This window comes from Lysobacter enzymogenes (assembly GCF_900106525.1).
GTDB lineage: Bacteria > Pseudomonadota > Gammaproteobacteria > Xanthomonadales > Xanthomonadaceae > Lysobacter > Lysobacter enzymogenes.
This window is the reverse complement of record NZ_FNOG01000010.1, coordinates 16155-41073: the sequence shown is the minus strand read 5'-3', so window position 1 is coordinate 41073 and position 24919 is coordinate 16155. Positions and strand designations below refer to the sequence as shown.

Here is a 24919-nt window from a genome sequence, read left to right as displayed (position 1 = left end):
CGGCGCAAGCCGCGACCGCGTTGCAGCAGGTCGCGCCGTAAGCGCGGTGTCGCGGTCGCGGCTCGCGCCGCTCCTACAGTCGGACCTCGCGCACCGCCAGTGCGTGCAACGGCCGCCGGCTCGCGCCGGCGGCCGCGCGAGCTTCAGAACCGCGCATCCAGGGTCAGGAACAACTGCCGCGGCGCGTTGGCGTGGAACGCATAGGTCTTGCCCTGCGGATCGGACGCGCTGAACGCGGTCAGGTTGCTGGCCGTGCGCTTGTCGGTCAGGTTGCTGGCGTTGAGCGAAACCGACCACTGCCGCAGCGGGCCCATCGCATCGAAGGTGTAGCGCAGCGCGGCGTCGAAGGTGGTGTAGCCGCCGAAGCCGTTGTCGTTGAGGTAGGTGTAGTAGCGCTTGCCGGTGTACTTGCCGCTGACGCTGGCCAGCCACGGGCCGTGGCTGTAGCTCACCTCGCTGGAGAACATGGTGTCCGGCACGTCGACCACGCGCTTGCCGCTGGTCGGCACGACCTTGCCGCCGTCGATGTAGTTGTCCTCGTACGTCGACTTGTTCCACGACAGCGCGTTGTACCACTGCAGGCCGTCGATCGGCTTCCAGATGAAGACCAGCTCGCTGCCGTAGCTGTCGACCGAGCCGACGTTGAAGAACTTGGTGATGCACTCCGGCCGGGTGCCGGCCTCGATGCTCGAGCACGGGTTGAGCGAGAGCAGGCGGTTGTCGAAGCGCACTTTGTAGAAGCTCAGCGACGCCTGGTAGGTCTCGCCGACCTGGCGGTAACCCGCTTCCAGGGTCTTGGACTCTTCCGGCTTGAGATCGCGCCTTTGCGCGTCGAACGCAGCCTGGCCGATCGCCAGCGGGCCGCCGGCGCCGCCGCCGACGAAAGCAGCGACGTTCTCGGTGTAGGCGGCGAACACTTCGCGGCCCTCGCCGAGCTTGTAGCCCACGCCCAGCTGCGGCAGGAAGCTGTCCTTGGTTTCCAGGCGGCCGGTGGCGTTGGGCACTTCCATCATCTTCGACGGCACCTGGGTCGCGCGCATGTCGACCTGGGTGCTCTTGGCGCCCACGTCCACGGTCAGGCGGCCGTCGAGCAGGCTCATGGTGTCCTGCAGATACGCCTGGCGGGTGTTGATGCGGTACTTCTGGAAGAACAGGCGGCGGTCGGGATCGTTGAGGAAACGGTCGTCGTTGACCGGCCCGTCGATGAAATAGAAATTGCGCTGCACGTCGTGGTGATTGCTCTCGTACCAGAACCCGCCCTGGATCTTGTGGATGCCCACGTCCCAGCTCAGCGAGGCCATCGCGCCGTAGCGGTTGATGCCGTAGTTGGTGCTGCGGATCGAGATCGGGATCTCCTTGGCGGTGCCCGGGAACGACCAGTTGCCCGGCGACCACCAATGGCCCTGGCCGCGGTCGTCGTGGTAGTAGGTCTGCGCGTTCAGGCGCAGGCCTTCGCCGAGGTTGAACTCGCCGGCCAGCGCGGCCAGGTGGTCGGTGCGCAGCGCGCGGCTGGCGTAGTAGGCATCGTCGATGGTCGCCGCCGGCGATTCGAACTTGCAGCGGCGGTCGCCGGCCTTGTTCGCCGGCCACGGCTTGGGCGCGCAGTAGGCGGCATTGAGCGCGCGCTGCCAGTCGGGCTTGTACAGGTTCCAGTCCCAGTCCGCGCCGCGCGCCAGCAGCGCCTTGGACAGATACGCGTAGTTGGCCTGGCTGGTTTCGGCGCTGGAGACGAAGGCGCTGATGCGGTTGCCGTCGCCGAAGTTGTACACCGCCTTGATGTTGACCTGGCTCTGGTCCTGGTTGTCGTTGGGGCGCGACCACATGTCGGCGCTGAGCAGCGAGCCGGACAGATACATCGAGAAGCCGCCGTGCTCGCCGGTGTCCAGGCGCGCATAGGTGCGGCGGGTGCTGTCGCTGCCGAAGGTTTGCGCCACGCGCAGACCGAATTCGGCCTCCGGATCGGACGAGAAATACTGCAAGGTGCCGCCGAGATTGCTGGTGGACGCGGTGCCGAGCGAACCGATGCCCGCGGCCAGTTCGGCGCCGGCGAGGTTCTCGCCGATCAGCGCGCGGCTGATGCCCAGGCCGTTGTAGTTGCCGTAGCTGTTGTCGCCCAGCGGGATGCCGTCGAGGGTGTAGCCGAGCAGACGCTGGTTGAAGCCGCGCAGGCTGATGGTCTGCGATTCCTCGTTGGCGCCGTACGCGTCGTTGGACTGCACCGAGATGCCCGGCAGCTTGTTGAGGATCTTCTGCGGGCTGGTGCCGGCCACGGTCTTCTCGATGTCGGCCAGCTTGACCCGCTGCACCTGGCGGGTTTCGCCCAGGCCGATGACCGAGACCGCGTCGAGCGTGGTGGCGTCGCGGGATTCGCCGGCCGCGGCGGCATCGGCGCTCGCGGCGGCGGCATCGGCATCGGCGGCATGAGCGGGCGCGGCGGCCAGTGCGGCGGCCAAGGCGGTGGCGATCGCCAGCGCGAGCGCGGCGTGGGAATGGGGGTGCGTCATCGAGGATCTCCGGGGGAGCAGGGCAAAATCCGCGCAAGCATGGGCAATGCAGATGACGCGCTGATGGCGGCGCCGCCGCGCCCGCGGCCGCCGCGCGGCGATCTAAGACCAATTGGCTAAGCCGCGCGCAGCGCGCGCAATGCCCGGTTTTGCGGCATGAACCGGCGATTTCGCGGCGCCGCGGCGTGTGCGCCGCCGGCCCTAACCCTAAGGTGCTATTGGCCCTCCCCTTCCTGCCGCCCACCATCGGCGCCGGGTGTGGGGACGCCCTTGCGCGCCGACCGCGCGACACCGCGCCGGCACTGGCGCTTCCCACCCTCGATCTTCGCAACAGGAGCCGATGTGAGCGCGACCACTTCCACCCAAGCGCCGGCCGCGGCCGCGGGCATGACCCCAGGCCAGCGCCTTAAATCGATCTTCTCCGGCTCGGTCGGCAACCTGGTCGAGTACTACGACTGGTACGTCTACAGCGCGTTCTCGCTCTACTTCGCCCACGTGTTCTTCCCCTCCGGCGACCGCATCTCGCAGGCGCTCAACGCCGGCGCGATCTTCGCCGTGGGCTTCCTGATGCGCCCGCTCGGCGGCTGGGTGTTTGGCCGCTACGCCGACCGCCACGGCCGCCGCGCCGCGCTGATGCGCTCGGTGCTGCTGATGTGCGCCGGCTCGCTCATCATCACCTTCACTCCCGGCTACGACACCATCGGCGTGTTCGCGCCGATCCTGCTGGTGGCCGCGCGGCTGATGCAGGGCCTGAGCGTCGGCGGCGAATACGGCAGCTCGGCCACCTACCTCAGCGAGATGTCCTCGCGCCAGAACCGCGGCTTCTGGTCGAGCTTCCTCTACGTGACCCTGATCCTGGGCCAGTTGCTGGCGCTGCTGGTGCTGATCGTGCTGCAGCAGTTCGTGCTCGATGAAGAACAGCTCAAGGCCTGGGGCTGGCGCATCCCGTTCGCGATCGGCGCGATCGCCGCGATCACCGCGCTGTACCTGCGCCGCAACATGCAGGAAACCGAGTCGTTCACCAAGCTCAAGAGCAGCGACGCGCCGGCCCGGCGCGAGGGTTCGCTGAAGACGCTGATGCAGCACCCGCGCGCGGTGCTGACCGTGGTCGGCCTGACCATGGGCGGCACGCTGGCGTTCTACACCTACACCAACTACATGCTGAAGTTCCTCACCATCAGCACCGGCTTCGACAAGGAGACCGCGTCGCTGATCAACGCCGGCACCTTGTTCGTCTACATGCTGATGCAGCCGCTGGTGGGCGCGCTGTCCGACCGCATCGGCCGGCGCCCGATCCTGATCGCGTTCGGCGTGCTCGGCACGGTGCTGACGGTGCCGGTGATGCACTGGATCCGCGGCGCGCAGACGCCGATGGAAGCGTTCTGGCTGATCATGATCCTGCTCAGCGCGGTCAGCGGCTACACCGCGATCAACGCGGTGGTGAAGGCCGAATTGTTCCCGGTGGAGATCCGCGCGCTCGGCGTCGGCCTGCCCTACGCGCTCACCGTCGCCTTGTTCGGCGGCACCGCCGAGCCGGTCGCGCTGTGGTTCAAGAAGATCGGCATGGAAACCGGATTCTTCTGGTACGTCAGCGCCTGCATTTTGTGCTCGCTGCTGGTCTACGCGCTGATGCCCGACACCCGCAAGCACTCGGCCATCGACCGCGACTGAGCGCGCTGCGCTCGCCCCTCATTCCTTTTCGCTCACTCCTAGCCTCCGGTGCCCTCCATGAAAAAATCAGGCTCGCATTTCTACCTGTGGGTGGTCGGCGCCATCGTGCTCGGCGGCCTGATCGGGCATTTCTTCCCCGAGTTCGGCGTCAAGCTCAAGCCGCTGGGCGACGGCTTCATCGCCCTGATCAAGATGCTGATCGGCCCGATCATCTTCCTGACCGTGGTGCTCGGCATCGCCGGCGTCGCCGACGTCAAGAAGGTCGGGCGCGTGGGCGTCAAGGCCATCCTCTACTTCGAGGTGGTCTCCACCATCGCCCTGGTGATCGGCCTGGTGGTGGTCAACACGCTCAAGCCCGGCGCCGGCTTCAACGCCGACCCGGCCAAGCTCGACCCGGCGCTGGTGGCCAAGGCCACCGACTACGCGCACAAGGCCGAGCAACAAAGCACGGTCGACTTCCTGCTGCACATCATCCCCAAGACCTTCACCGACGCCTTCACCGGCGACGGCAGCCTGCTGCAGGTGCTGTTGCTGGCGGTGCTGTTCGGCTTCTCGCTGCTGCACATGGGCAAGACCGGCGAGAAGGTCATGGACCTGCTGGAGCCGCTGTCGAAGGTGTTCTTCGGGATCATGAGCATGATCATGAAGCTCGCGCCGATCGGCGCCGGCGCGGCGATGGCCTTCACCATCGGCGAGTTCGGCGTCGGCGCGCTCGGCCCGCTGATGAAGCTGATGGGCAGCTTCTACCTGACCTGCGCGTTGTTCGTGCTGATCGTGCTGGGCCTGATTGCGCGCTTCACCGGCTTCAGCATCCTGCGCTTCATCCGCTACATCCGCGACGAACTGCTGCTGGTGCTGGGCACCTCGTCGTCGGAATCGGCGCTGGTGCCGCTGATGCGCAAGCTCGAGCGGCTGGGCTGCTCCAAGCCGGTGGTCGGCCTGGTCGTGCCCAGCGGCTATTCGTTCAATCTCGACGGCACCAACATCTACCTGACCATGGCGGCGATCTTCGTCGCCCAGGCGCTGGGCGTGGAGCTCACGCTGACCCAGGAGATCACTCTGCTGGCGGTGGCGATGCTGACCTCCAAGGGCGCCTCCGGCGTCACCGGCGCCGGCTTCATCACCCTGGCGGCGACCCTGCACGTGGTGCCGGCGGTGCCGGTCGCGGGCCTGGCGCTGATCCTGGGCATCGACCGCTTCATGAGCGAGGCGCGCGCGCTGACCAACATCATCGGCAACGGCGTGGCCACGGTGGTGGTGGCGCGCTGGGAAAACGAGCTCGACCGCGACAAGCTCAATTACGAACTGCTCAATCCGCCGAGCGCGACCGACCTGGACGCCGACCTGCCGTCCGACCACCACGCGCCGCTGCCGGACAAGACCCCGGCCTAAGCCGCAGCGACCACGCGGCCCGCGCGCGGGCTGCATCCCGACTTTCCCATCCGGCCGGACGCCCTGCGCGTCCGGCGCGGAGCCCTGTTGCCAGGACGGCGCCGACGAACCTGGAGCCCCACCCATGCGCACCGCCCGCTTCGCCTTCGCCGCCTCTCCGCTCGCCCTGGCCCTGTGCGCGCTGTCGCCCGCGGCCGCCGCCGGCAGCTTCGACGACTGGCCGACCAAGTACAGCTTCGCCGACGGCACCGAAATCTCGGCCACCGCCAACTGGGCCTACGACGTGGCCGATTTCGACGGCGACGGTTACGGCACCGCCGCCACCCGGCTCAAGGACGACGGCCACTACCGCCGGCGCGAGTTCGGCATGAACCTGAAGAAGAAGGACGTCTACGACTTCACCGCGGTGTTCGACTTCGAATCCAAGCTCTGGCTCGACGTCGCTTTGCGCCTGGAAACCAAGGCGCTGTTCGGCGCCGACTACGGCAAGCTGCGCGTGGGTTACTTCAAGACGCCGGTGAGCATGGAGAGTGTCGCCGCCTCGCGCAGCGGCAGCATGATGGAGCTGTCCGCGGCCTCGCAGGCGATCTTCGAAGGCCGCCGCACCGGCGTGGAATGGTCGCTGGAACGGCCGCGCTACGCGCTCAGCGCCGGCTATTTCTTCGGCCACGACCTGCAGGGCGACAACCCCGGCACCACCGCCGCCGGGCGCGCGGTGTGGACGCCGGTCAAGGACAAGGACCACGTCGTGCATCTGGGCCTGACCGGCTCGGTCGAAAACCCGCACGGCTTCAGCGACGGGCGCGGCGCGTACTTCGGCCCGGCCGCGCGTTTCCGCGCGCGCCCGCTCAACGGCCTGACCGCGGTGCGCCTGGTCGATTCGGGCAGCCTGCGCGAGACCGACAAGATCGTGCGCAACGGCCTGGAAGCGCTGTGGATCGACGGCCCGTGGTCGGTCCAGGCCGAATACCTGCGCGCCACCGCGCAGCGCGACAACGGCCAGCGCGACTTCACTGCGAACGGCTACTACGTCACCGGCAGTTGGGTCGTCACCGGCGAAACCCGGCCCTACACCGGCAACAACGTCGCCAACGTCAAACCCGCGCACGGCTATGGCGCGGTCGAACTGCTGGCGCGCTACGGCGAGCTCGACCTGGACGACGGCGGCATCGCCGGCGGCAAGCAGCGCGACTGGACCCTCGGCGCCAACTGGTATCTCACCAGCCACTTCAAGTTCCAGGCCAACTACGTGCACGTGAAGGCGGACAAGGGCTTGCTGGCGGCGGATCCGGATGTGGTGGAGGTGCGGGCGCAGGTGCAGTTCTGAGCGACCGGGCGTCGGGATCGGTGGAGCCGAAGCGCGGCGATCGTCACGTTCGCCGCGCGCTCGCGACCGCCGCTTGACCGCCATCTCACCCCATCCCCGCTAGGCTGCCAGAGCCCGCGCAAGCGCCCCGAACCGATCCCGACTCCTCACTCCCGTGCTGCATACCCGCCGCCGCCAGCTCCAGACCGCCGCCTGGATCGTCCTGATCCTGGCCGGCATGCTGCTGTCGGCGCTGGTCGCCGGGCGCATCGCCTACTCGCAGGCGCTGCAGCGCCAGGCCGGCGAGGCCAGCGTGTTGCTGGCGCAGCGCGCGCAAGTGATCGAGCAACACATCGACCGCTACCGGATCATGCCGGCGGTGCTATCGCTGGACCCGCAACTGCGCGCCACCCTGGCCAATCCCGGCGACACCGCCCAGCGCCAGCGCGCCAACGAGCGTCTGGTCCAGCTCAATTTCGCCAACCGCACCAGCACCCTGACCCTGATCGACCGCAGCGGCACCGGCATCGCCGCCAGCAACTGGGACCAGCCCAACAGCAACGTCGGCTATTCCTACGCGTTCCGTCCCTACTTCCAACTGGCGATGGCCCACGGCGCCGGCGAGTTCTACGCCATCGGCGTCACCACCGGCGTGCCCGGCCATTTCATCGCCCGCGCGGTGCGCGACGAGCGCGGCGGCGCGGTCGGCGCGGTCGCGGTCAAGGTCGAACTCGAAGACATCCGCTCGGACTGGAGCGAACGCGGCGACGTGGTCCTGCTCAGCGACAACCACGGCGTGGTGTTCCTGTCGGCGCAGCCGCAATGGCGCTACCGCATGCTGCATCCGCTACCGCCGGCGTGGCAGCGCGAACTGCGCGACACCCGCCAATACCAGAGCCAGCGCCTGCGCCCGGTCGCGTTCGACGTGCAGCGCGAGATCGACGGCGGCGCGCGCGTGGTGCGTTGGCGCGAGCCGCGCCTGCGCGAGCCGATGCTGTGGCAGTCGATGCACCTGTCGCGCGAAGACTGGACCTTGCACCTGCTGCGCGACGTCACCCCGAGCATCCGCGCCGCCTGGATCGCGCGCGCGGTCGCTGCCGGCGCCTGGCTGCTGGCGGTGGCGGTGGCATTGCTACTGATCCAGCGCGGCCGCATCGCCTCGCTGCGCCTGCGCAGCCGGCAGGAACTGGAGAAGATGGTCGAGCACCACGCCGAAGCGCTGCGCAACGCGCAGGACGGATTGGTGCATGCGGCGCGGCAGGCGAGCATGGGCGAAGGCCAGAGCCTGGAGCATTTGCCGCAAGGCGTCAGCGTGGTCGATTCGCAGCTGCGCCTGGTCGCCTGGAACCAGCGCTACGCCGAGCTGTTCCGCTATCCGCCCGAACTGCTCCAGGTCGGCCGGCCGATCGAGGATTTGATCCGCTTCAACGCCAAGCGCGGCCTGCTCGGCGTCGATCCGGAAGACGCGATCCGGCGCCGCCTCGATCATCTACAGCGCGGCCAGCCGTATCTGCACGAGCGCGAGCGGCCCGACGGCACGGTGATCGAAATCCGCGGCAACCCGATGCCCGACGGCGGCTTCGTCACCAGCTACGCCGACATCACCGCCTACAAGCAGGCCGCGCGCGATCTGCGCACGCTGGCCGACAGCCTGGAGCGCGGCATCGAGCAGCGCACCAGCGACCTGCAGGCGGCCAAGGGCGAGGCCGAGCGCGCCAACCGCTCCAAAACCCGCTTCGTCGCCGCCGCCGTGCACGACCTGCTGCAGCCGCTCAACGCCGCGCGCATGTATCTGTCGTCGCTACGCCGGCGCGTCGACGACGGCGAAGGCCGCGAGCTGGCCGATCACATCGAAGCGGCGCTGGCGGCGCAGGACGACATCCTCTCCAGCCTGCTCGACATCTCGCGGCTGGAATCGGGCGCGCTGGAAGTGCGGCGCGGCGCGCTGCCGCTGGCGCGGGTGTTCGCCGCCATCGACAGCCAGTTCCGCATCCTCGCCCAGGCGCGCGGGCTGCGCCTGCACGTGCTGCCGACGCGTGCGACGGTCGACAGCGACGAGGTGCTGCTGCGGCGGATCTTGCAGAACTTCGTTTCCAACGCGATGCAGTTCGCGCCGCGCGAGGGCCGCATCGTGCTCGGCGCGCGGCGCCTGCGCGAGGGCGTGCGGATCGAGGTGTGGGACAGCGGGCCGGGCATTCCCGAAAACAAGCGCGAGTTGATCTTCGAAGAATTCCAGCGCCTGGACACCGGCGTGGAAGCGCCGCAGCGCGGCGCGGGCCTGGGCCTGGCGATCGTGCGGCGGGTGGCGCGGCTGCTCGGCCATCGCGTCGCGGTGCGGTCCTGGCCGGGGCGCGGCAGCGTGTTTTCGGTCGAGGCGCCGTATGCGCGCGCGATCGAGGCCGAGGCGGCGCCAGCCGTCGCGCACAGCGCCGAACGCGCCGCAGCTACGGCCGATCCCGATTCGCCGCTGCGCGGCCGCAAGGTGTGGGTGATCGACGACGACCTGCATTCGCGCCAGGCCGCGCTGCATCTGCTCGGCGACTGGGGCTGCCTCGCCGACGGCGCCGCCAGCGCCGCCGAAGCGCTGACCCGCGCCGATGCGCAGCCGCCGCCGGATCTGCTGTTGCTCGATTACCGTTTGGGCGAGAGCACCGGCTTCGAGCTGGGCACGCAGTTGGAAGCCAAGTGGAAGCGGTTGCCGCCGGTGGTGTTGATGTCGGCCGATGCCGATCCGACCTTGCGGCCGCGCGCAGCCGAACGCGATTGGCATTTCCTGCCCAAGCCGCTCAAGCCGGCGGCGCTGCGCGCGTTGGCTTCGCGGTTGCTGCCGGCGCGCGGCGAATGAGGTTGCGATCGGGGCGCGCTTGCGGCGCGAACTGAAACTCCGCGGTCGCGGCTTGCGCCGCTCCTACAGTCGCTGCGTTGCGCCATCGAAGCCCCTGTAGGAGCGGCGCAAGCCGCGACCGCGACAGTACAACTACGACGAACGCGCCAACGCCGCTAAGCCAACCCACCCGCCCCGTCGTGCAACTCCCCGCCCTCGTCCTCCAGCGCCAACCCCTTCACCAACACCGCCGCCTGCGTGCGCGAATGGCAACCCAGCTTGCGCAAGATCGCGGTGACGTGGATCTTCACCGTGTTCTCCGCCAACGAAAGCTCATAGGCGATCTGCTTGTTGAGCAAGCCGTCGGCCAGGCGCAACAACACCCGCATCTGCTGCGGCGTCAGCTGCGCCAGCCGGTCGGCCAGTTGCGCGTCGCCTTCGTCGCGCTCGGCCTGCTGCGGCGGGAACCACACCTTGCCGGCCAACACCGCGCCGACCGCTTCGGCCAGCACTGCCGCCGGCGCCGACTTGGGCACGAAGCCGGATGCGCCGAACTGCTGCGCGCGGCGGATCGTGCGCGGGTGTTCGTTGGAGGAGATGATCACCACCGGCAACTCCGGCCGCTCCCCGCGCGCGTACACCAGCGAGGAGAACCCCATCGCGCCGGGCATCATCAGGTCGAGCATGGCCAGATCGAAGGCCTCGCCGCTGCCGATCGTGGCTTCCAGCGCGCTCTGGCTGGCGACTTCGACGATGTGCGCGTTCGGCGCGATCTCGCCCAGCGCATAACGCAACGCCGCCCGGAACATCGGGTGGTCGTCGGCGATGAGGATGCGCAGCGCGGGGTCGGCCATGAGGGGTCCCAGTGGAAAGCGGGTCCGATCCTACACGCTCCGCCTTCGACCGGGGGCCGCGCGGTGGCTGCGGCCGGGCCGTCGTCCCGCGCGGCTGCTCTTGTGGGAGGGACTTCAGTCCCGAGGCTGTGCGCTCGGGTCGCCGCGATCTGGAACAAAAGCCTCGGGGCTGAAGCCCCTCCCACAAAAGCAGCAGCGGGGCCGCCATCGCGCAAAAACAAACGGGGCGGCCGAAGCCGCCCCGTTCATGCATCGCGATGGCGAACCGATCAACCCAGCAGGTGGGCGACGCCGGCGCGCTCTTCTTCCAGCTCGGCCAGGGTCTTGTCCATGGCCTTGCGGCTGAACTCGTCGATCTCCAGGCCTTCCACGCGGGTGTACTCGCCGTTGGCGGTGATCACCGGCACGCCGTACATCACGCCCTCGGGGATGCCGTAGCTGCCGTCCGACGGCACGCCCATGGTCACCCACTTGCCGTCGCTGCCCAGCACCCAGTCGCGGATGTGGTCGATCGCGGCATTGGCGGCCGAGGCGGCCGAAGACAGGCCGCGCGCTTCGATGATCGCCGCGCCGCGCTTGCCGACCTGCGGGATGAAGGTGTCGGCGTTCCAGGCGGCGTCGTTGATCTTGTCCTTCAGCGAGGCGCCGCCGGCCTTGGCGAAGCGGTAGTCCGGATACATGGTCGGGCTGTGGTTGCCCCACACGATCAGGTTTTCGATGTCGCCCACGGCCACGCCGGCCTTGGCGGCGAGCTGGCTCAGCGCGCGGTTGTGGTCCAGGCGCAGCATCGCGGTGAAGTTCTTGGCCGGCAGGTCCGGCGCCGACTTCATCGCGATGTAGGCGTTGGTGTTGGCCGGGTTGCCGACCACCAGCACCTTGACGTTGCGCGAGGCGACCTTGTTCAGCGCGGCGCCCTGGGCGGTGAAGATCTTGGCGTTTTCCAGCAGCAGGTCCTTGCGCTCCATGCCCGGGCCGCGCGGACGCGCGCCGACCAGCAGGGCGATGTCGGCGTCCTTGAACGCCACTTCCGCATCGTCGGTGCCGACGATGCCGGCCAGCAGCGGGAACGCGCAGTCTTCCAGCTCCATGATCACGCCCTTGAGCGCGGCCTGGGCCTTCTCCAGCGGCAGTTCCAGCAGCTGCAGGATCACCGGCTGGTCCTTGCCGAGCATTTCGCCGGAGGCGATGCGGAACAGCAGCGAGTAGCCGATCTGGCCGGCAGCGCCGGTGACGGCAACGCGGACGGGAGTCTTCATCGAGGTGTTTCCTTCGCTAGTGAACGTTGGTGCGGGCGCGGGCCCGCGAAGTGGATGCAGGACGCGCGCGCCGTCACAGCCGGTAGCCGAGCGGGGCGAGCTTGTCCTTGATCTGGTCGGGGTTGTAGCCGTAGACGATGTCCTGGCCGACGATGGTGACCGGCACGCCGCGCGCGCCGACCGCGGCCATCGCGCGCTGGCCCTGCTCGGTGTCGACGTCGATCAGGGTGTAGCGCACGTCGGCCAGCTCGAAGTCCTTGCGCAGTTTCTCGCAATAGCCGCACCACTCCGCGGCGAGCATGACGATGCGCTTGTCGCCGGTGCTGTGGCGCGGATCGTCCGGCGCGAGCTGCGCCGGTTGCGAGCCGAACCACTGCTGCGGCAGGCCGCCGTTGAGGACGAACTTGGCGCCGACCGCGCCCACGGCGAGCGCGGCCACGATGCACAACACGCTGGTGACACGCATGAGCTCGTCCTTCTCGTCGCGGGCGGGCGGCTTCGCCGGGCTCAGGCGAGCTCGGCGAAGAACTCCTGGAACCGCTGCAGGCCCGGGGCCAGCTGCGGGGTCGGGCAGGTGTAGCTGATGCGCAGCGCGTTGGGTTCGCCGAACGCCGAGCCCGGCACGCAGGCCACGCCCTTGGTTTCCAGCAGCGCGCTGCAGAAATCCATGTCGTTGCCGATCTTGATGCCGCTGGGCTGGTGGGTCTTGCCGAAGGCGACGCTGATGTCGGGGAACACGTAGAACGCGCCCTGCGGACGCGGGCAAATCACGCCCGGGATCGCGTTCATCACCGCCATGACCTGGTCGCGCTTGGCCTGGAACTCGGCGCACTTGGCGGTCGGCACGTCCTGCGGGCCCGACAGCGCGGCCACGGCGGCGGCGGTGACGATCTCCGGCACGTTGGTGATGTGGTTCGAGTTCATCGTGGTCACCGCCTGGGCGATGACTTCCGGCCCGGCCATGAAGCCCACGCGCCAACCCGGCATGCCGTAGGTCTTGGACAGCGAGTCGATGAAGATCACCCGGTCGCGCAACTCGGGACGGGCGTGCACGAAGTTGTGGTAGCCCAGGCCGTCGAACACCATGCGGTTGTAGATGTCGTCGGTGATGATCCAGGTGTCCGGATACTTGGCGACGACCGCGGCCAGCGCGTCGATCTCGTCCTTCGAATAGACCATGCCGGTCGGGTTCGAGGGATTGTTGAACAAGAACACCTTGGGCTTCTTCGCCAGCGCGGCGTCGAGCTGCGCGGGAGTGAGCTTGTAGTCCTGCGAGGCCGGGCACGGCAGCAGGTCGATCTTGGCGTTGACGATCTCGGCGATGTCGAGATAGCTGGTCCAGTACGGGGTCGGGAAGGCGATGGTGTCGCCTTCGTCCAACAGCGCCTCGGCGATGTTGTAGATCACGTGCTTGGCGCCGATGCCGGTGGCGACGTTGACGCGGCCGTAGCCGGTCAGGCCGATCTTGCCCATGTGCTCGATGAACGCGTCCAGCAGCGCGTCGGCGCCGCGGTTGCTGCCGTACTGGCCGCTGTCTTTGGCCAACGCTTCGCGCACGGCGGCGTAGACATGGTCGCCGGGCAGAAAGTTGGGGACGCCGATGGAGAAGCTGATGATGTCGCGACCTTCGGCCTTGAGCCGCTTGGCCTTTTCGGCAACCTGCATGATCGCGCTGGGCTTGGCGCGACCGATGCGCCGGGCGAGCTGGGGCATCGTGTAAACCTCGTGGGGTGGTGTACGACGGAGCGAGGATGGACGGCGCCGGAAGCAGCGGCGCGGCGCGCGGGCGCGCCGGGCGGCGGCTTGCGTAAAGCGCCGCGATTACCGCTGGTTCGAGCCGCAAAATGGTAGCACAGCGGCATCGGCCGGCCGCGCCGCCGGCAGTGCCCGGGCGGCGCCGGCGCCGGGCCGCCGGCATGCGCGATCCGGCGGCCGGGCTTGCCCGATCGGCGGCCTCGCCGGACGGACGGCGGGCGGCGGCGAAACCGCCGGCAGGGGGCCCGCGGCGGCGCGGTCGGCGACCGGCGTCCGCCCCGCCATCGCGACGGCCACTACGCAGCCGCCGGCACAAAAAACCCGCCGCAAAAAACAGGGGCGACCGAACGGCCGCCCCTGTCGGGTGTCGCATCGGGCGATGGCCGCGCCTGGCGGCCGCCGCGCGCTTACGGACGCGCTTCGGCGTCGAGCACCTTGTTCCACTCGGCCACGCGCTCGGCCTTGGCGGCCAGCACCGCGGCGGTGTCGCCCTCGATCTTCACCGAGTTGATCTTGTCGCCCTGCTGCACGGTGTCGACGATCTGCTGGCCTTCCAGCACCTTGCCGAACACGGTGTGCTTGCCGTCGAGCCAGTCGCAGACGATGTGGGTGATGAAGAACTGGCTGCCGTTGGTGCCCGGGCCGGCATTGGCCATCGACAGCACGCCGCGCTCGTGGCCCAGGCCGTTGCGGGTCTCGTCCTCGAAGCGGTAGCCCGGGCCGCCGGTGCCGGTACCCTTGGGGCAGCCGCCCTGGATCATGAAGTTCGGGATCACCCGGTGGAAGCTCAGGCCGTCGTAGAAGCCGCGCTGGGCCAGGTTGACGAAGTTGGCGACGGTCAGCGGCGCCTTCTCGGCGGCGAGTTCGACGCGGATCGGGCCGCGCGAGGTGTCGAAGGTGGCGATCAGGCTCATGCAACGTGCTCCAACTGGTGCGATGGGGATGGGTGTAACGGGTCGCCCGCCGACATGGCGGCGGCGCGGCCGATCCACAAGGGTACCGAAGCGACGATCCACTCGCCCCGCCCCGGAGCCCCTGCAGGAGCGGCGCGAGCCGCGCCCCCTCCCCGAAGTCCGGCCAGAACGACCGCCCCACCATCCCGAGCCCCGGAAACCCGGCCGGCCGCCTCCGATTCATCGCATCCAGCGGCGAGATTCAAAGCCAGCCCCGCCTCACCACTCAGAAAAAGCCACGTTTTACGCAGTCTTCGAGCCACCGCACCCCACGCCCGCCCGGCGCGATGACTCTAAAACCACCCCGCCCCATTCAGCCGATCCAGCCGTCTGAACAAAAATCCCCGCCAGCACAAGCGTTTGCCGCATTTGCCCCGTATAATGGCGGGCTTCCTTCCAGACCCAGGCGCCTTCCGGCGTCCTCCCGCATGTCCATCGAACGCCTGCGCAATATCGCCATCGTCGCCCACGTCGACCATGGCAAGACCACCCTCGTCGACTGTCTTTTGAAGCAGTCGGGCACCCTGTCCGAGCGCACGGTGCTGGCAGAGCGCGCGATGGACAGCAACGACCAGGAAAAAGAACGCGGCATCACCATCCTGGCCAAGAACACCGCCATCACCTGGCAGGGCAACCGCATCAACATCGTCGACACCCCGGGCCACGCCGACTTCGGCGGCGAGGTCGAGCGCGTGCTGTCGATGGTCGACTCGGTGCTGATCCTGGTCGATGCGATGGACGGCCCGATGCCGCAGACCCGCTTCGTCACGCAAAAGGCCTTCGCGATGGGCTTCAAGCCGATCGTGGTGGTCAACAAGATCGACCGTCCGGGCGCGCGTCCGGACTGGGTCATCGACCAGGTGTTCGACCTGTTCGACAAGCTCGGCGCCACCAACGAGCAGCTCGACTTCCCGATCGTCTACGCCTCGGCGCTGCACGGCTACGCCAGCCTCGACGACGCCGCGCGCTCGGGCGACATGACCCCGCTGTACGAAGCGATCATGAAGCACGTCCCGCCGCCGGAAGTCGATCTCGACGGCCCGTTCCAGATGCGCATCAGCCAGCTGGACTACAGCAACTTCGTCGGCCTGATCGGCATCGGCCGCATCCAGCGCGGCAAGGTCCGCCGCAACATGCCGGTCAGCGTGGTCGACCGTCACGGCAAGAAGCGCCAGGGCAAGGTGCTGCAGGTGCTCGGCTTCATGGGCCTGGAGCGCCTGGAGACCGAGGAAGCCGAGGCCGGCGACATCGTCGCCATCTCCGGCGTCGCCGATCTGTCGATCTCCGACACCGTGTGCGCGCTGGACGCCCCGGAAGCGCTGCCCGCGCTGACCGTGGACGAGCCGACCATCAGCATGACCTTCCAGGTGAACAACTCGCCGTTCGCCGGCAACAAGGATCTCAGCGGCGGCAAGTTCCTCACCAGCCGCCAGCTGCGCGAGCGCCTGGTGCGCGAGACCCTGCACAACGTGGCGCTGAAGGTCGAGGAAGGCTCCGATCCGGACAAGTTCCTGGTCTCCGGCCGCGGCGAGCTGCACCTGTCGGTGCTGATCGAGAACATGCGCCGCGAAGGTTTCGAGCTGGCCGTGTCGCGCCCGGAAGTCATCATCAAGGAAATCGACGGCAAGCTGATGGAGCCGGTCGAGCAGTTGGTGGTCGACATCGAAGAGCAGCACCAGGGCGGCGTCATGGAGAAGCTCGGCACGCGCAAGGCCCAGTTGAAGGACATGGTGTCCGACGGCAAGGGCCGCGTGCGCCTGGACTACATGATCCCGGCGCGCGGCCTGATCGGCTTCCAGAACGAATTCCGCACCCTGACCCAGGGCTCTGGCCTGCTGTTCCATGTGTTCGACCACTACGGTCCGAAGGAACAGGGCGCGATCGCCAAGCGCATCAACGGCGTGATGATCGCCAATGCGCCGGGCACCACCCCGGCCTATTCGCTTGGGCCGCTGCAGGATCGCGGCAGGCTGTTCGCCGCCGAAGGCGACAACGTGTATGAAGGCCAGCTGGTCGGCATCCACTCGAAGGACAACGACCTCACCGTCAACGCGATCAAGACCAAGCCGCTGACCAACATGCGCGCTTCGGGCAAGGACGATGCGATCCAGCTGAGCCCGGCGATCAAGTACACGCTGGAGCAGGCGCTGGACTTCATCGAAGACGACGAGCTGGTCGAAGTCACGCCGAAGGAAATCCGCTTGCGCAAGAAGTTCCTCACCGAAAGCGACCGCAAGCGCGCCTCGCGCGCTGCGTAAGCCGAACAGGGCGCCGCGAGGCGCCCTGTTTGTTTGTGGCGCCTGCAACCGGGCCGCGCCCGGCGCGCGGCCCGGTTGCGGCGACGCTCGCCGGCAGCCGGCGAACTGCCCCATGCGCCCGCCCCGGCAACCGCCCCCCCCTGCCCGCTTCATTCGGCCGCGCGTGCGTCGCGGCAGCTTGAACCGCGCCGTCGCCGCCCCAAGTCTTGCGATTCCGCTGCCGCGCTTGCGCCGCGGTGCGCGATCATAGGCCAGGCTCGCTCCGGCGCATCGCGTCCGGCGCAGGCCCGCCGCTCCCGCAAGGCATGGCCGGACTCCCCGGCGCCCGATGAGGATCCAAGCCGCATGCGTCCGCTTCCCCCGCTCCGCCTGCCCGCTGCCGCACCGTCCCGCCTGCGCGGCGCACCGTCCGCGCCCGGCGCCGCTGCGCGATGAATCCGGCCGACCCGCACTACAACGCCGACCCCAAGGCCCATCCGGGCCTGCACGCCATCGCCATGGTCGAGGCGGTCAAGGGCCTGCTCGCGCTGTCGGCCGCCAGCGGCCTGGAGCTGCTCGGCCCGACCCCGCTGCAACGCTGGATCGAACTGCTGATCCGCCGCTTCCACCTGGACCCCGAGCACGGCTCGATGGCCTGGCTCGCGCACAGCATCAGCCCCGGCTCGGTGCACCTGGCCGCCGGCATCGTGTTCGCCTACGCCGCCTTGCATCTGTTCGAAGCCTGGGGCCTGTGGAAGGCCAAGGCCTGGGCCTCGTGGCTGGGCTGCGTCGGCGCCGCGCTGTACCTGCCGTTCGACATTTTCGCGATGGTCCGGCACCCGGGCTGGCTCGCCAGCGCGGTTCTCATAATCAACGTGATCGTGGTTTGGGTTCTCGCCCGCGACATTCTCAAGCGCCGCCGTTGAGCGGCGCGCGCGCGTTCGCCGCGCGCGATGCGGCCGCGCACGCGCACGCCGGCGCATTAACGAAAACTTCTCCGAACGCGCGCGCATTCGTGGCGCGCTTCGCGTCGGTAGCGGCCTCCAATCACAGGCATCGCGGCGCGCGCGGGTGTATCGTGGATCGGTCGCGGTAGCAAGCCGCGACGGCGCGTTCGCGCCCCGCCCAGCGGCTCCACCCCTGCAAGAGGAACGCTCATGAAGACCTGGTCCAAGCCTCAGATCCTTGAAGTCCCGTGCGGCTGCGAAATCAACTCGTACTCCTCCGGCGACCTGTTCTGAGCATGCCCGCTTCCGCCGTCGCCCTTCGCGCGCGGCCGCGCAGCCTGCCGACGGAGCGTCGGTGATGCGCATCCTCGTGCTCGGAGCGGCGGCCGGAGGCGGCTTTCCGCAGTGGAACTGCAACACGCCCGGCAGCCGCCGGGCGTGGCACGAACACGACGGCGCCAAGCGCCGCAGCCAGGCCAGCATCGCGGTCAGCGCCGACGGCGAACGCTGGCTGCTGATCAACGCCTCGCCCGATTTCCGCCAGCAAGTGCTGGCGCTGCCGCCGCTGTGGCCGCAACGCGGCCTGCGCCATTCGCCGATCGAGGCGGTGCTGCTCAGCAGCGGCGAGATCGACCACATCGCCGGCCTGCTGTCGATGCGCGAACGCCAGCGCTTCGACCTGTGGGCCAGCGCGCGCGTGCACGAGCTGCTCGCGCTCAATCCGATCTTCGATGCGCTGCATCCCGATTACGTCGCACGCAAGCCGCTGGCGCTGGAGACCCCGGTCGACATCGACGGCGTCGACGTGCCGCTGGGCTTGCGCGTCACCGCGTTCGCCGTGCCCGGCAAGGTGCCGCTGTTCATGGAATCGCGCAGCGAAACTCTGCAAGGCAACGACGACGACACGGTCGGCCTGGAGATTTCCGACGGCCGCGAACGCTTCTACTACATCCCCGGCTGCGCCGCGCTGACCGCGCCGCTGCGCGAACGCCTGCGCGGCGCGGCGCTGGTGTTCTTCGACGGCACCTTGTGGCGCGACGACGAAATGCAGCGCGCCGGCGTCGGCAGCAAGACCGGCGCGCGCATGGGCCATATGAGCATCGCCGGCGGCAACGGCGAGGACGACGCCGGCACCCTCGCCGCGTTCGCCGACCTAGCGGTGCGGCGCAAGCTGTTCATCCATCTCAACACCACCAACCCGGTCCTCGACGAGACCTCGCCCGAGCGCGCGCACGTGCGCGCGCAGGGCTGGGAGGTCGCCGAGGACGGCATGGAACTCACGCTATGAACGCCGCAGCCGCCCCCGCGGCGGCGCCCGCGCCGAGCGCGCGCGACGCCGCGCTTGCGCCCGACGAGCTCGAAGCGCGCCTGCGCGCGATCGGCGCTGAGCGCTATCACGACAAACATCCTTTCCACGTGCTGCTGCACAGCGGCCGGCTCGACCGCGGCCAGGTCCAGGCCTGGGCGCTGAACCGCTTCGAGTACCAGCGCTGCATCCCGCTCAAGGACGCCGCCCTGCTCGCCCGCATCGAGGATCCGCAGCTGCGCCGGGTCTGGCGCCAGCGCATCGTCGACCACGACGGCGAGCGCGACGGCGACGGCGGCATCGCCCGCTGGCTGCGCCTGACCGACGCGCTGGAGCTGCCGCGCGAGCTGGTCGAATCCGGCCGCGCGCTGCTGCCGGCCACGCGCTTTGCGGTCCAGGCCTATATCCACTTCGTGCGCGAGCGCAGCCTGCTGGAAGCCATCGCCTCCTCGCTGACCGAGCTGTTCGCGCCGAAGATCATCGGCCAGCGCGTCGCCGGCATGCTGGCCAACTACGACTTCGTGTCCAAGGACGCGCTGGCCTATTTCGATTCGCGCCTGCACCAGGCGCCGCAGGACGCCGACTTCGCCCTGGACTACGTCAAACGCCACGCGCTCAGCCGCGAGCAGCAGGAATCGGTGCTGGCCGCGCTGCGCTTCAAGTGCGATGTGCTGTGGTCGATGCTCGATGCGCTGCATCTGGCCTATGTCGAGCCGCGCCTGGTTCCGCCGGGCGCGTTCCGTCCGCAGGAGTTCGTCCCGCAGGAGCCGCGACCATGAGCGCCGCCATCGATTCGGGCAGCGTGATGCGCTTTCCGGTCGGCGTGCGCCTGCAGCACGACCGCACGCGCGAGCGTTGGGTGCTGCTGGCGCCGGAACGGGTGATCGAACTGGACGACATCGCCCACGCGGTGCTGACCCACGTCGACGGACGCTCGGACGTGGAAGCCATCGTCGCCGCGCTGGCGCGCGACTACGGCGCCGACCCCGGCGAGATCTACGGCGACGTGATCGACCTGTTCTCCACGCTGTTGGAGAAACGCATGCTGGCGTTCGCGCCGCAGCTGACCTGAGCGCGCGGCGATGAACGCCCGGCCGGCCGACCTGTCCGCCTCGCCCGCGCCGCCGCTGGCGGTGCTGCTGGAACTCACCCATCGCTGCCCGCTGGCCTGCCCGTACTGCTCCAATCCGCTGCAATTGGTTGGCCTGCGCCAGGAACTGGACACCGCGCAGTGGCAGCGCGTGCTCGAACAGGCCGCCGAACTGGGCGTGCTGCAAGCGCATTTCTCCGGCGGCGAACCGACCCTGCGCAAGGACCTGGCCGAACTGCTGGCGCACGCCCGCGCCCACGGCCTGTACTGCAACCTGATCACCTCCGGCGTCGGCCTGAGCCGCGAACGCTTGATCGAACTGCAAAGCGCCGGCCTCGACCATCTGCAGCTGAGCCTGCAGGACAGCCGCGCCGACGGCGCCGACCGCGTCGCCGGCTACCAGGGCGCGCACGCGCGCAAGCTGGCGCTGGCGCGCTGGTGCGGCGAGCTGGATCTGCCGCTGACGCTCAACGCGGTGATCCATCGCCACAACGCCGAGCGCGTCGGCGAGATGATCGAACTGGCGCTGGAACTCGGCGCCGGCCGGCTCGAAGTCGCCCACACCCAGTACTACGGCTGGGGCCTGAAGAACCGCGCCGCGCTGTTGCCGACCCGGGCTCAGTTTGAGGCGGTCAGCGCCGTGGTCGCCGACGCGCGCGAACGCCTGCGCGGGCGACTGACCATCGACTACGTCACCCCCGACTACTACGCGCGCCGGCCCAAGCCGTGCATGGGCGGCTGGGCGCGGCGCTTCCTCAACATCACGCCCGAAGGCAAGGTGCTGCCCTGCCACGCGGCCGAGACCATCGAAGGGCTGCGCTTCGACAGCGTGCTGGAACGCGGCCTGGACGAAATCTGGCGCGACTCGGACGCCTTCAACCGCTATCGCGGCACCGACTGGATGCCCGAACCCTGCCGCGGCTGCGAACACCGCGAACGCGACTGGGGCGGCTGCCGTTGCCAGGCGCTGGCGTTGAGCGGCCGCGCCGACACGCTCGACCCGGTGTGCGAAAAATCCCCGGATCACGCCGGTCTGCGCGCGCTGACCGAACGCGAATCGCAGGCGCCGGCGCCCGAGTTCGTCTACCGCCGCCCGGGGCGCTGACAACGCCGCTACCGCATGGGCTCCCTGTAGGAGCGGCGCAAGCCGCGACCGCGAAACCCCGACCACGGCGCCAGTTTCGTCGTAGTTGCGCATTCGCGGTCGCGGCTCGCGCCGCTCCTACAGTCGGATGTCCAACCGACCACAGCGCCTGCTAAACCACGCAAACGCCGAACCACCGATACCGTCGTTGCCCGCCTCACCGCGTCGCTTGGGAAACGCAGTCGCGCAGGAACGCATCGCCCGCCCCCGCGGCTCACACTGCTCTACAGCCCCAAAATCACCCCGCCTCACCCACCGTGCCGCCAAGCACGCTCCCTGCGTGCGCTTTGCGCAGGCCGCGACCGCCGACGCCGCGCAATCCTCCGTCCGCGCCGCGCCCGGCTTCCGCGCGCGGGCGCCGCAGGCATACTCGCCTCGCCCTCGCCTCGTTCCGGAACCGGCCATGCCCGCCCTGTCTCCCGCGCCGCGCTCGATCGCGCTGGCCTGCTTCGCCGCTCTCGCCGCCGCCCTCGCCGGTTGCGCCGGCAGCCCTGCGCCGCGGCCGCCGCAGCCCATCGCCGCCTCCGCCGCGCAGGCGCCGCGCGACTTCGTTCCCGGCGACCCGCTGCGCATCGCCGAGGCCGACCTCGCCTCGCTGGCCGCGCGCATGGCCGGCGGCGAACTCAGCAGCGCGCGCCTGACCCAGGCCTACCTCGACCGCATCGCCGCGCTCGACGACGCCGGCCCGCAGCTCAACGCGGTGATCGAGCTCAATCCCAACGCGCTGAATGAGGCGCGCGCGCTCGACGAGGAACGCAAGGCCGGCCGTACGCGCGGCCCGCTGCACGGCATTCCGGTGTTGATCAAGGACAACATCGACGCGGTGCCGATGGTCAATTCGGCCGGCTCGCTGGCCCTGGCCGCGCACCGGCCCAAGCAGGACGCGCCGCTGGTCGCGGCGCTGCGCCAGGCCGGCGCGGTGATCCTGGGTAAGACCAACCTCAGCGAATGGGCCAACTTCCGCTCTGACCGCTCGATCTCCGGCTGGAGCGGCCGCGGCGGCCTCACCCGCAATCCCTATGCGCTCGACCGCAGCGCCTGCGGCTCCAGCAGCGGCACCGGCGCCGCGGTCGCCGCCAGCCTGGCCGCGGTCGGCGTGGGCACCGAAACCGACGGCAGCATCCTGTGCCCGGCGGCGATGAACGGCCTGGTCGGATTCAAGCCCAGCGTCGGCCTGGTCAGCCGCACCGGCATCATTCCGATTTCGCACAGCCAGGACACCGCCGGCCCGATGGCGCGCAGCGTCGCCGACGCGGCGCAGTTGCTCAACGCGCTCGCCGCGGCCGACGCCGGCGGCGACAGCGCCGCCCAGGCCGCGGCCGGCAAGCGCGCTCAGGACTTCCTCGCCGCGCTCGACGCCGATGCCCTGCACGGCGCGCGCCTGGGCCTGCTGCGCGACACCGGCATCAAGCTCCACCCCGAACAAGACGCGGCGCTGCAGCGCACCCTCAAGGCCTTGCGCGACGCCGGCGCGACCGTGGTCGACGTGCGCATGCCCAACGCCGGCAAGTGGGGCGCCGCCGAGTTTGAAGCCATGCTGTACGAATTCAAGGACGGCCTGCAGCGCTATCTGCAAAGCAGCGACGCGCCGGTCAAGACGCTGGACGAGCTGATCGCGTTCAACCGCGCCAACGCCGCACGCGAGATGCCGTTCTTCGGCCAGGAGCTGTTCGAGCAGGCGGCGAAGAAAGGCCCGCTGACCGACGCCGCCTACCGCAAGGCCGCCGCGCAGGCGCGCGCGCTGGCCGGCGCACAAGGCATCGATGCGCTGATGAAGAAGCACCGGCTCGACGCGCTGATCGCACCGGCGACGACGCCGGCGTTCATGGTCGACCCGGTCAACGGCGACGCCTTCGGCGGCGCCAGCTGGGGCGCGGCCGCGGTGGCCGGCTACCCGAGCCTGACCGTGCCGATGGGCGAAGCCCAAGGCCTGCCGGTCGGCCTGGTGTTCATGGGCCGGCGCTGGGACGACGCCAAGCTGCTGTCGCTGGGCTATGCCTACGAACAGATCACCCAGGCGCGCACGGCGCCGAAGTATCGGGTGACGTTGAGTCCTTGAGCCTGCCGCGGTCGCGGTCGCGGTTGCGGCTTCGGCTTTTGTGGGAGGGACTTCAGTCCCGAAGCTTTTGTCTCAGATCGCCGCGACCCGAATGGAAAGCATCGGGACTGAAGTCCCTCCCACAAAAGCCGAAGCCGGTTCAACCAGAATTCCCTCCCGCAACGAAAAAGCCCGCCTGACGGCGGGCTTTTTCGTTCGGTCCGACTTCAACCGATCAGGCCGGCGCCGCGATCTGCGCCTGCTTGCGCACGATCAGCATCGCCACTTCCAGCGCCTGCTCGTAGTTCAGGCGCGGATCGACGGTCGAACGGTACGCGCGTTCCAGATCGCTCTCGGTGAGCTCGCGCGCGCCGCCCAGGCACTCGGTCACGTCCTCGCCGGTCAGCTCCAGATGCACGCCGCCCAGGCGGGTGCCGGCCGCGGCGTGCAGTTCGAAGCTCTGCTCGATCTCGGCGCGGATGTTGCGGAAGCGGCGGGTCTTGTAGCCGTTGCTGGTGCTCTCAGTGTTGCCGTGCATCGGATCGCACACCCACAGCACGCGGCGGCCGTCGCGGCGCATCGCCTCCAGCAGCGGCGGCAGCTTGTCGGCGATCGCGGTCGCGCCCATGCGGTGGATGAAGGTCAAGCGGCCCGGCTCGTCCTCGGGATTGAGCAGGTCGATCGTGCGCAGCAGTTGGTCCGCCGTCACCGACGGGCCGACCTTGAGCGCGATCGGGTTGCGGATGCCGCGGAAGTACTCGGCGTGGGCGCCGTCGACCGCCGCGGTGCGCATGCCGATCCACGGGTAGTGGGTGCTGAGGTTGAAATGGCCCCAGTGGCGCGGCACCTGCCGGGTCAGCGACTCCTCGTACGGCAGCAGCAGCGCTTCGTGCGAAGTGTAGAAGTCGACCCGGTTGAGGTTGTGCACTTCCGAGCCCGACAGCGTCTCCATGAAGCGCACCGCATCGCCGATGGCGTTGACCATGCGCCGGTACTCGTCGGCCAGCGGCGAGTGGCCGACCCAGCTGAGGTTCCAGTACTCGGGATGGTGCAGGTCGGCGAAACCGCCGTCGATCAGCGCGCGCACGAAGTTCATCGTCATCGACGAACGCGCGTGCGCCTTGATCATGCGGCGCGGGTCGGGCTTGCGCGCGGCCTCGGTGAAGGCCGGGCCGTTGACCATGTCGCCGCGGTAGCTCGGCAGGGTCACCCCGTCGATGGTCTCGCTGTCGGCCGAGCGCGGCTTGGCGTACTGGCCGGCGAAACGGCCCACCCGCACCACCGGCTTGCGCATGCCGTGCACCAGCACCAGGCTCATCTGCAGCAGCACTTTGAGCCGGTTGGAGATGACGTCGGAGGTGCACGAGTCGAAGCTCTCCGCGCAGTCGCCGCCTTGCAGCAAAAATCGCTTGCCTTCCTGCGCTTCGGCCAGTTGTTGCTTGAGCGAGAGGATCTCCCACGAGGTCACCAACGGCGGCAGATGGCGCAGTTCGGCCAATGCGCTCTCGAGTTCGGCCTGGTCCGGATAAGTCGGCAGCTGCAGTGCGGTGCGCTCGCGCCAGGAGGTCGGGCTCCAGTCGGCGGGAAGGTTGACGGCACGGAGGTTGCTGCGGTCGGAGGCGCTCATTTGCTTGATTCCGTT

General features: G+C 69.2%; 19 protein-coding genes and 2 pseudogenes. 14 read left to right on the top strand and 7 right to left on the bottom strand.

The window, feature by feature from the left end:
* Window positions 1-143: 143 nt before the first annotated feature.
* Window positions 144-2504, bottom strand: a complete 2361-nt coding sequence (locus BLU84_RS21995; RefSeq protein WP_074872198.1) for a TonB-dependent receptor — start codon at window positions 2502-2504, stop codon at window positions 144-146.
* A 342-nt stretch (window positions 2505-2846) separates the two neighbouring features.
* On the opposite strand from BLU84_RS21995, the gene BLU84_RS21990 reads away from it, so the two are divergent.
* The 4 genes from BLU84_RS21990 (at window position 2847) to BLU84_RS21975 (ending at window position 9718) form a co-directional block, all read left to right on the top strand.
* On the top strand, window positions 2847-4175 hold the full coding sequence (locus tag BLU84_RS21990; protein WP_233431203.1) for an MFS transporter: 1329 nt from the start codon (window positions 2847-2849) through the stop codon (window positions 4173-4175).
* Between the two features lie 57 nt (window positions 4176-4232).
* Window positions 4233-5567 carry a dicarboxylate/amino acid:cation symporter gene (locus BLU84_RS21985; RefSeq protein ID WP_074872196.1) on the top strand — a complete coding sequence of 445 codons (1335 nt, stop codon included), beginning with the start codon at window positions 4233-4235 and terminating at the stop codon, window positions 5565-5567.
* A 124-nt stretch (window positions 5568-5691) separates the two neighbouring features.
* Window positions 5692-6894 carry an OprO/OprP family phosphate-selective porin gene (locus BLU84_RS21980; protein ID WP_074872194.1) on the top strand — a complete coding sequence of 401 codons (1203 nt, stop codon included), beginning with the start codon at window positions 5692-5694 and terminating at the stop codon, window positions 6892-6894.
* 217 nt (window positions 6895-7111) lie between these two features.
* Complete coding sequence (locus BLU84_RS21975) at window positions 7112-9718, top strand: hybrid sensor histidine kinase/response regulator (protein WP_083383030.1); 2607 nt, start codon at window positions 7112-7114, stop codon at window positions 9716-9718.
* A 155-nt stretch (window positions 9719-9873) separates the two neighbouring features.
* Here the strand turns inward: BLU84_RS21975 and BLU84_RS21970 are convergent, their stop codons facing one another.
* Window positions 9874-10551, bottom strand: coding sequence for a LuxR C-terminal-related transcriptional regulator (locus BLU84_RS21970; RefSeq protein ID WP_074872190.1), 678 nt, complete (start codon window positions 10549-10551; stop codon window positions 9874-9876).
* Between BLU84_RS21970 and BLU84_RS28885 the strand changes: the two are divergent.
* A pseudogene (locus BLU84_RS28885) lies at window positions 10453-10737 on the top strand (DUF6053 domain-containing protein); the annotation flags it as partial. The gene BLU84_RS21970 and the pseudogene BLU84_RS28885 overlap by 99 nt on opposite strands.
* A gap of 83 nt (window positions 10738-10820) precedes the next feature.
* Here the strand turns inward: BLU84_RS28885 and BLU84_RS21965 are convergent.
* From BLU84_RS21965 to BLU84_RS21950, 4 genes are all read right to left on the bottom strand, one after another.
* On the bottom strand, window positions 10821-11807 hold the full coding sequence (locus tag BLU84_RS21965; RefSeq protein WP_074872188.1) for a malate dehydrogenase: 987 nt from the start codon (window positions 11805-11807) through the stop codon (window positions 10821-10823).
* A 73-nt stretch (window positions 11808-11880) separates the two neighbouring features.
* Window positions 11881-12273 carry a glutaredoxin family protein gene (locus BLU84_RS21960; protein ID WP_074872187.1) on the bottom strand — a complete coding sequence of 131 codons (393 nt, stop codon included), beginning with the start codon at window positions 12271-12273 and terminating at the stop codon, window positions 11881-11883.
* Window positions 12274-12314: 41 nt separating this feature from the next.
* Entirely contained in the window at window positions 12315-13520 is a 1206-nt protein-coding gene (locus BLU84_RS21955; RefSeq protein WP_074872184.1) for a pyridoxal phosphate-dependent aminotransferase, read from the bottom strand.
* A 449-nt stretch (window positions 13521-13969) separates the two neighbouring features.
* Entirely contained in the window at window positions 13970-14476 is a 507-nt protein-coding gene (locus BLU84_RS21950) for a peptidylprolyl isomerase (RefSeq protein WP_074872181.1), read from the bottom strand.
* A 467-nt stretch (window positions 14477-14943) separates the two neighbouring features.
* Between BLU84_RS21950 and typA the strand changes: the two genes are divergently transcribed.
* The 9 genes and pseudogenes from typA to BLU84_RS28875 all read left to right on the top strand — a co-directional run.
* Window positions 14944-16773, top strand: coding sequence for a translational GTPase TypA (gene typA / locus BLU84_RS21945; RefSeq protein ID WP_074872178.1), 1830 nt, complete (start codon window positions 14944-14946; stop codon window positions 16771-16773).
* Between the two features lie 431 nt (window positions 16774-17204).
* Window positions 17205-17678: a DUF2127 domain-containing protein gene (locus BLU84_RS21940; RefSeq protein WP_074872176.1), complete on the top strand. Its 474-nt coding sequence runs from the start codon at window positions 17205-17207 to the stop codon at window positions 17676-17678.
* Between the two features lie 231 nt (window positions 17679-17909).
* Window positions 17910-17993, top strand: coding sequence for a pyrroloquinoline quinone precursor peptide PqqA (pqqA, locus tag BLU84_RS28880; RefSeq protein WP_083383010.1), 84 nt, complete (start codon window positions 17910-17912; stop codon window positions 17991-17993).
* A 64-nt stretch (window positions 17994-18057) separates the two neighbouring features.
* Window positions 18058-18987 (top strand): pyrroloquinoline quinone biosynthesis protein PqqB, encoded by a 930-nt coding sequence (pqqB, locus tag BLU84_RS21935; RefSeq protein WP_074872469.1) that lies wholly within the window; start codon window positions 18058-18060, stop codon window positions 18985-18987.
* Window positions 18984-19784, top strand: coding sequence for a pyrroloquinoline-quinone synthase PqqC (pqqC, locus tag BLU84_RS21930; RefSeq protein ID WP_074872174.1), 801 nt, complete (start codon window positions 18984-18986; stop codon window positions 19782-19784). The genes pqqB and pqqC overlap by 4 nt, the downstream gene beginning before the upstream one ends.
* Entirely contained in the window at window positions 19781-20077 is a 297-nt protein-coding gene (pqqD, locus tag BLU84_RS21925) for a pyrroloquinoline quinone biosynthesis peptide chaperone PqqD (RefSeq protein ID WP_074872172.1), read from the top strand. The genes pqqC and pqqD overlap by 4 nt, the downstream gene beginning before the upstream one ends.
* Before the next feature lie 10 nt (window positions 20078-20087).
* Window positions 20088-21200 (top strand): pyrroloquinoline quinone biosynthesis protein PqqE, encoded by a 1113-nt coding sequence (pqqE, locus tag BLU84_RS21920; RefSeq protein ID WP_425479434.1) that lies wholly within the window; start codon window positions 20088-20090, stop codon window positions 21198-21200.
* Between the two features lie 442 nt (window positions 21201-21642).
* Window positions 21643-23298: an amidase gene (locus BLU84_RS21915; protein ID WP_074872170.1), complete on the top strand. Its 1656-nt coding sequence runs from the start codon at window positions 21643-21645 to the stop codon at window positions 23296-23298.
* A gap of 40 nt (window positions 23299-23338) precedes the next feature.
* Window positions 23339-23422, top strand: a pseudogene (locus BLU84_RS28875) (DUF6053 domain-containing protein); the annotation flags it as partial.
* A gap of 90 nt (window positions 23423-23512) precedes the next feature.
* Here BLU84_RS28875 and BLU84_RS21910 read toward each other — a convergent pair.
* On the bottom strand, window positions 23513-24904 hold the full coding sequence (locus BLU84_RS21910) for a class II 3-deoxy-7-phosphoheptulonate synthase (RefSeq protein ID WP_074872168.1): 1392 nt from the start codon (window positions 24902-24904) through the stop codon (window positions 23513-23515).
* Between the last annotated feature and the right edge of the window lie 15 nt (window positions 24905-24919).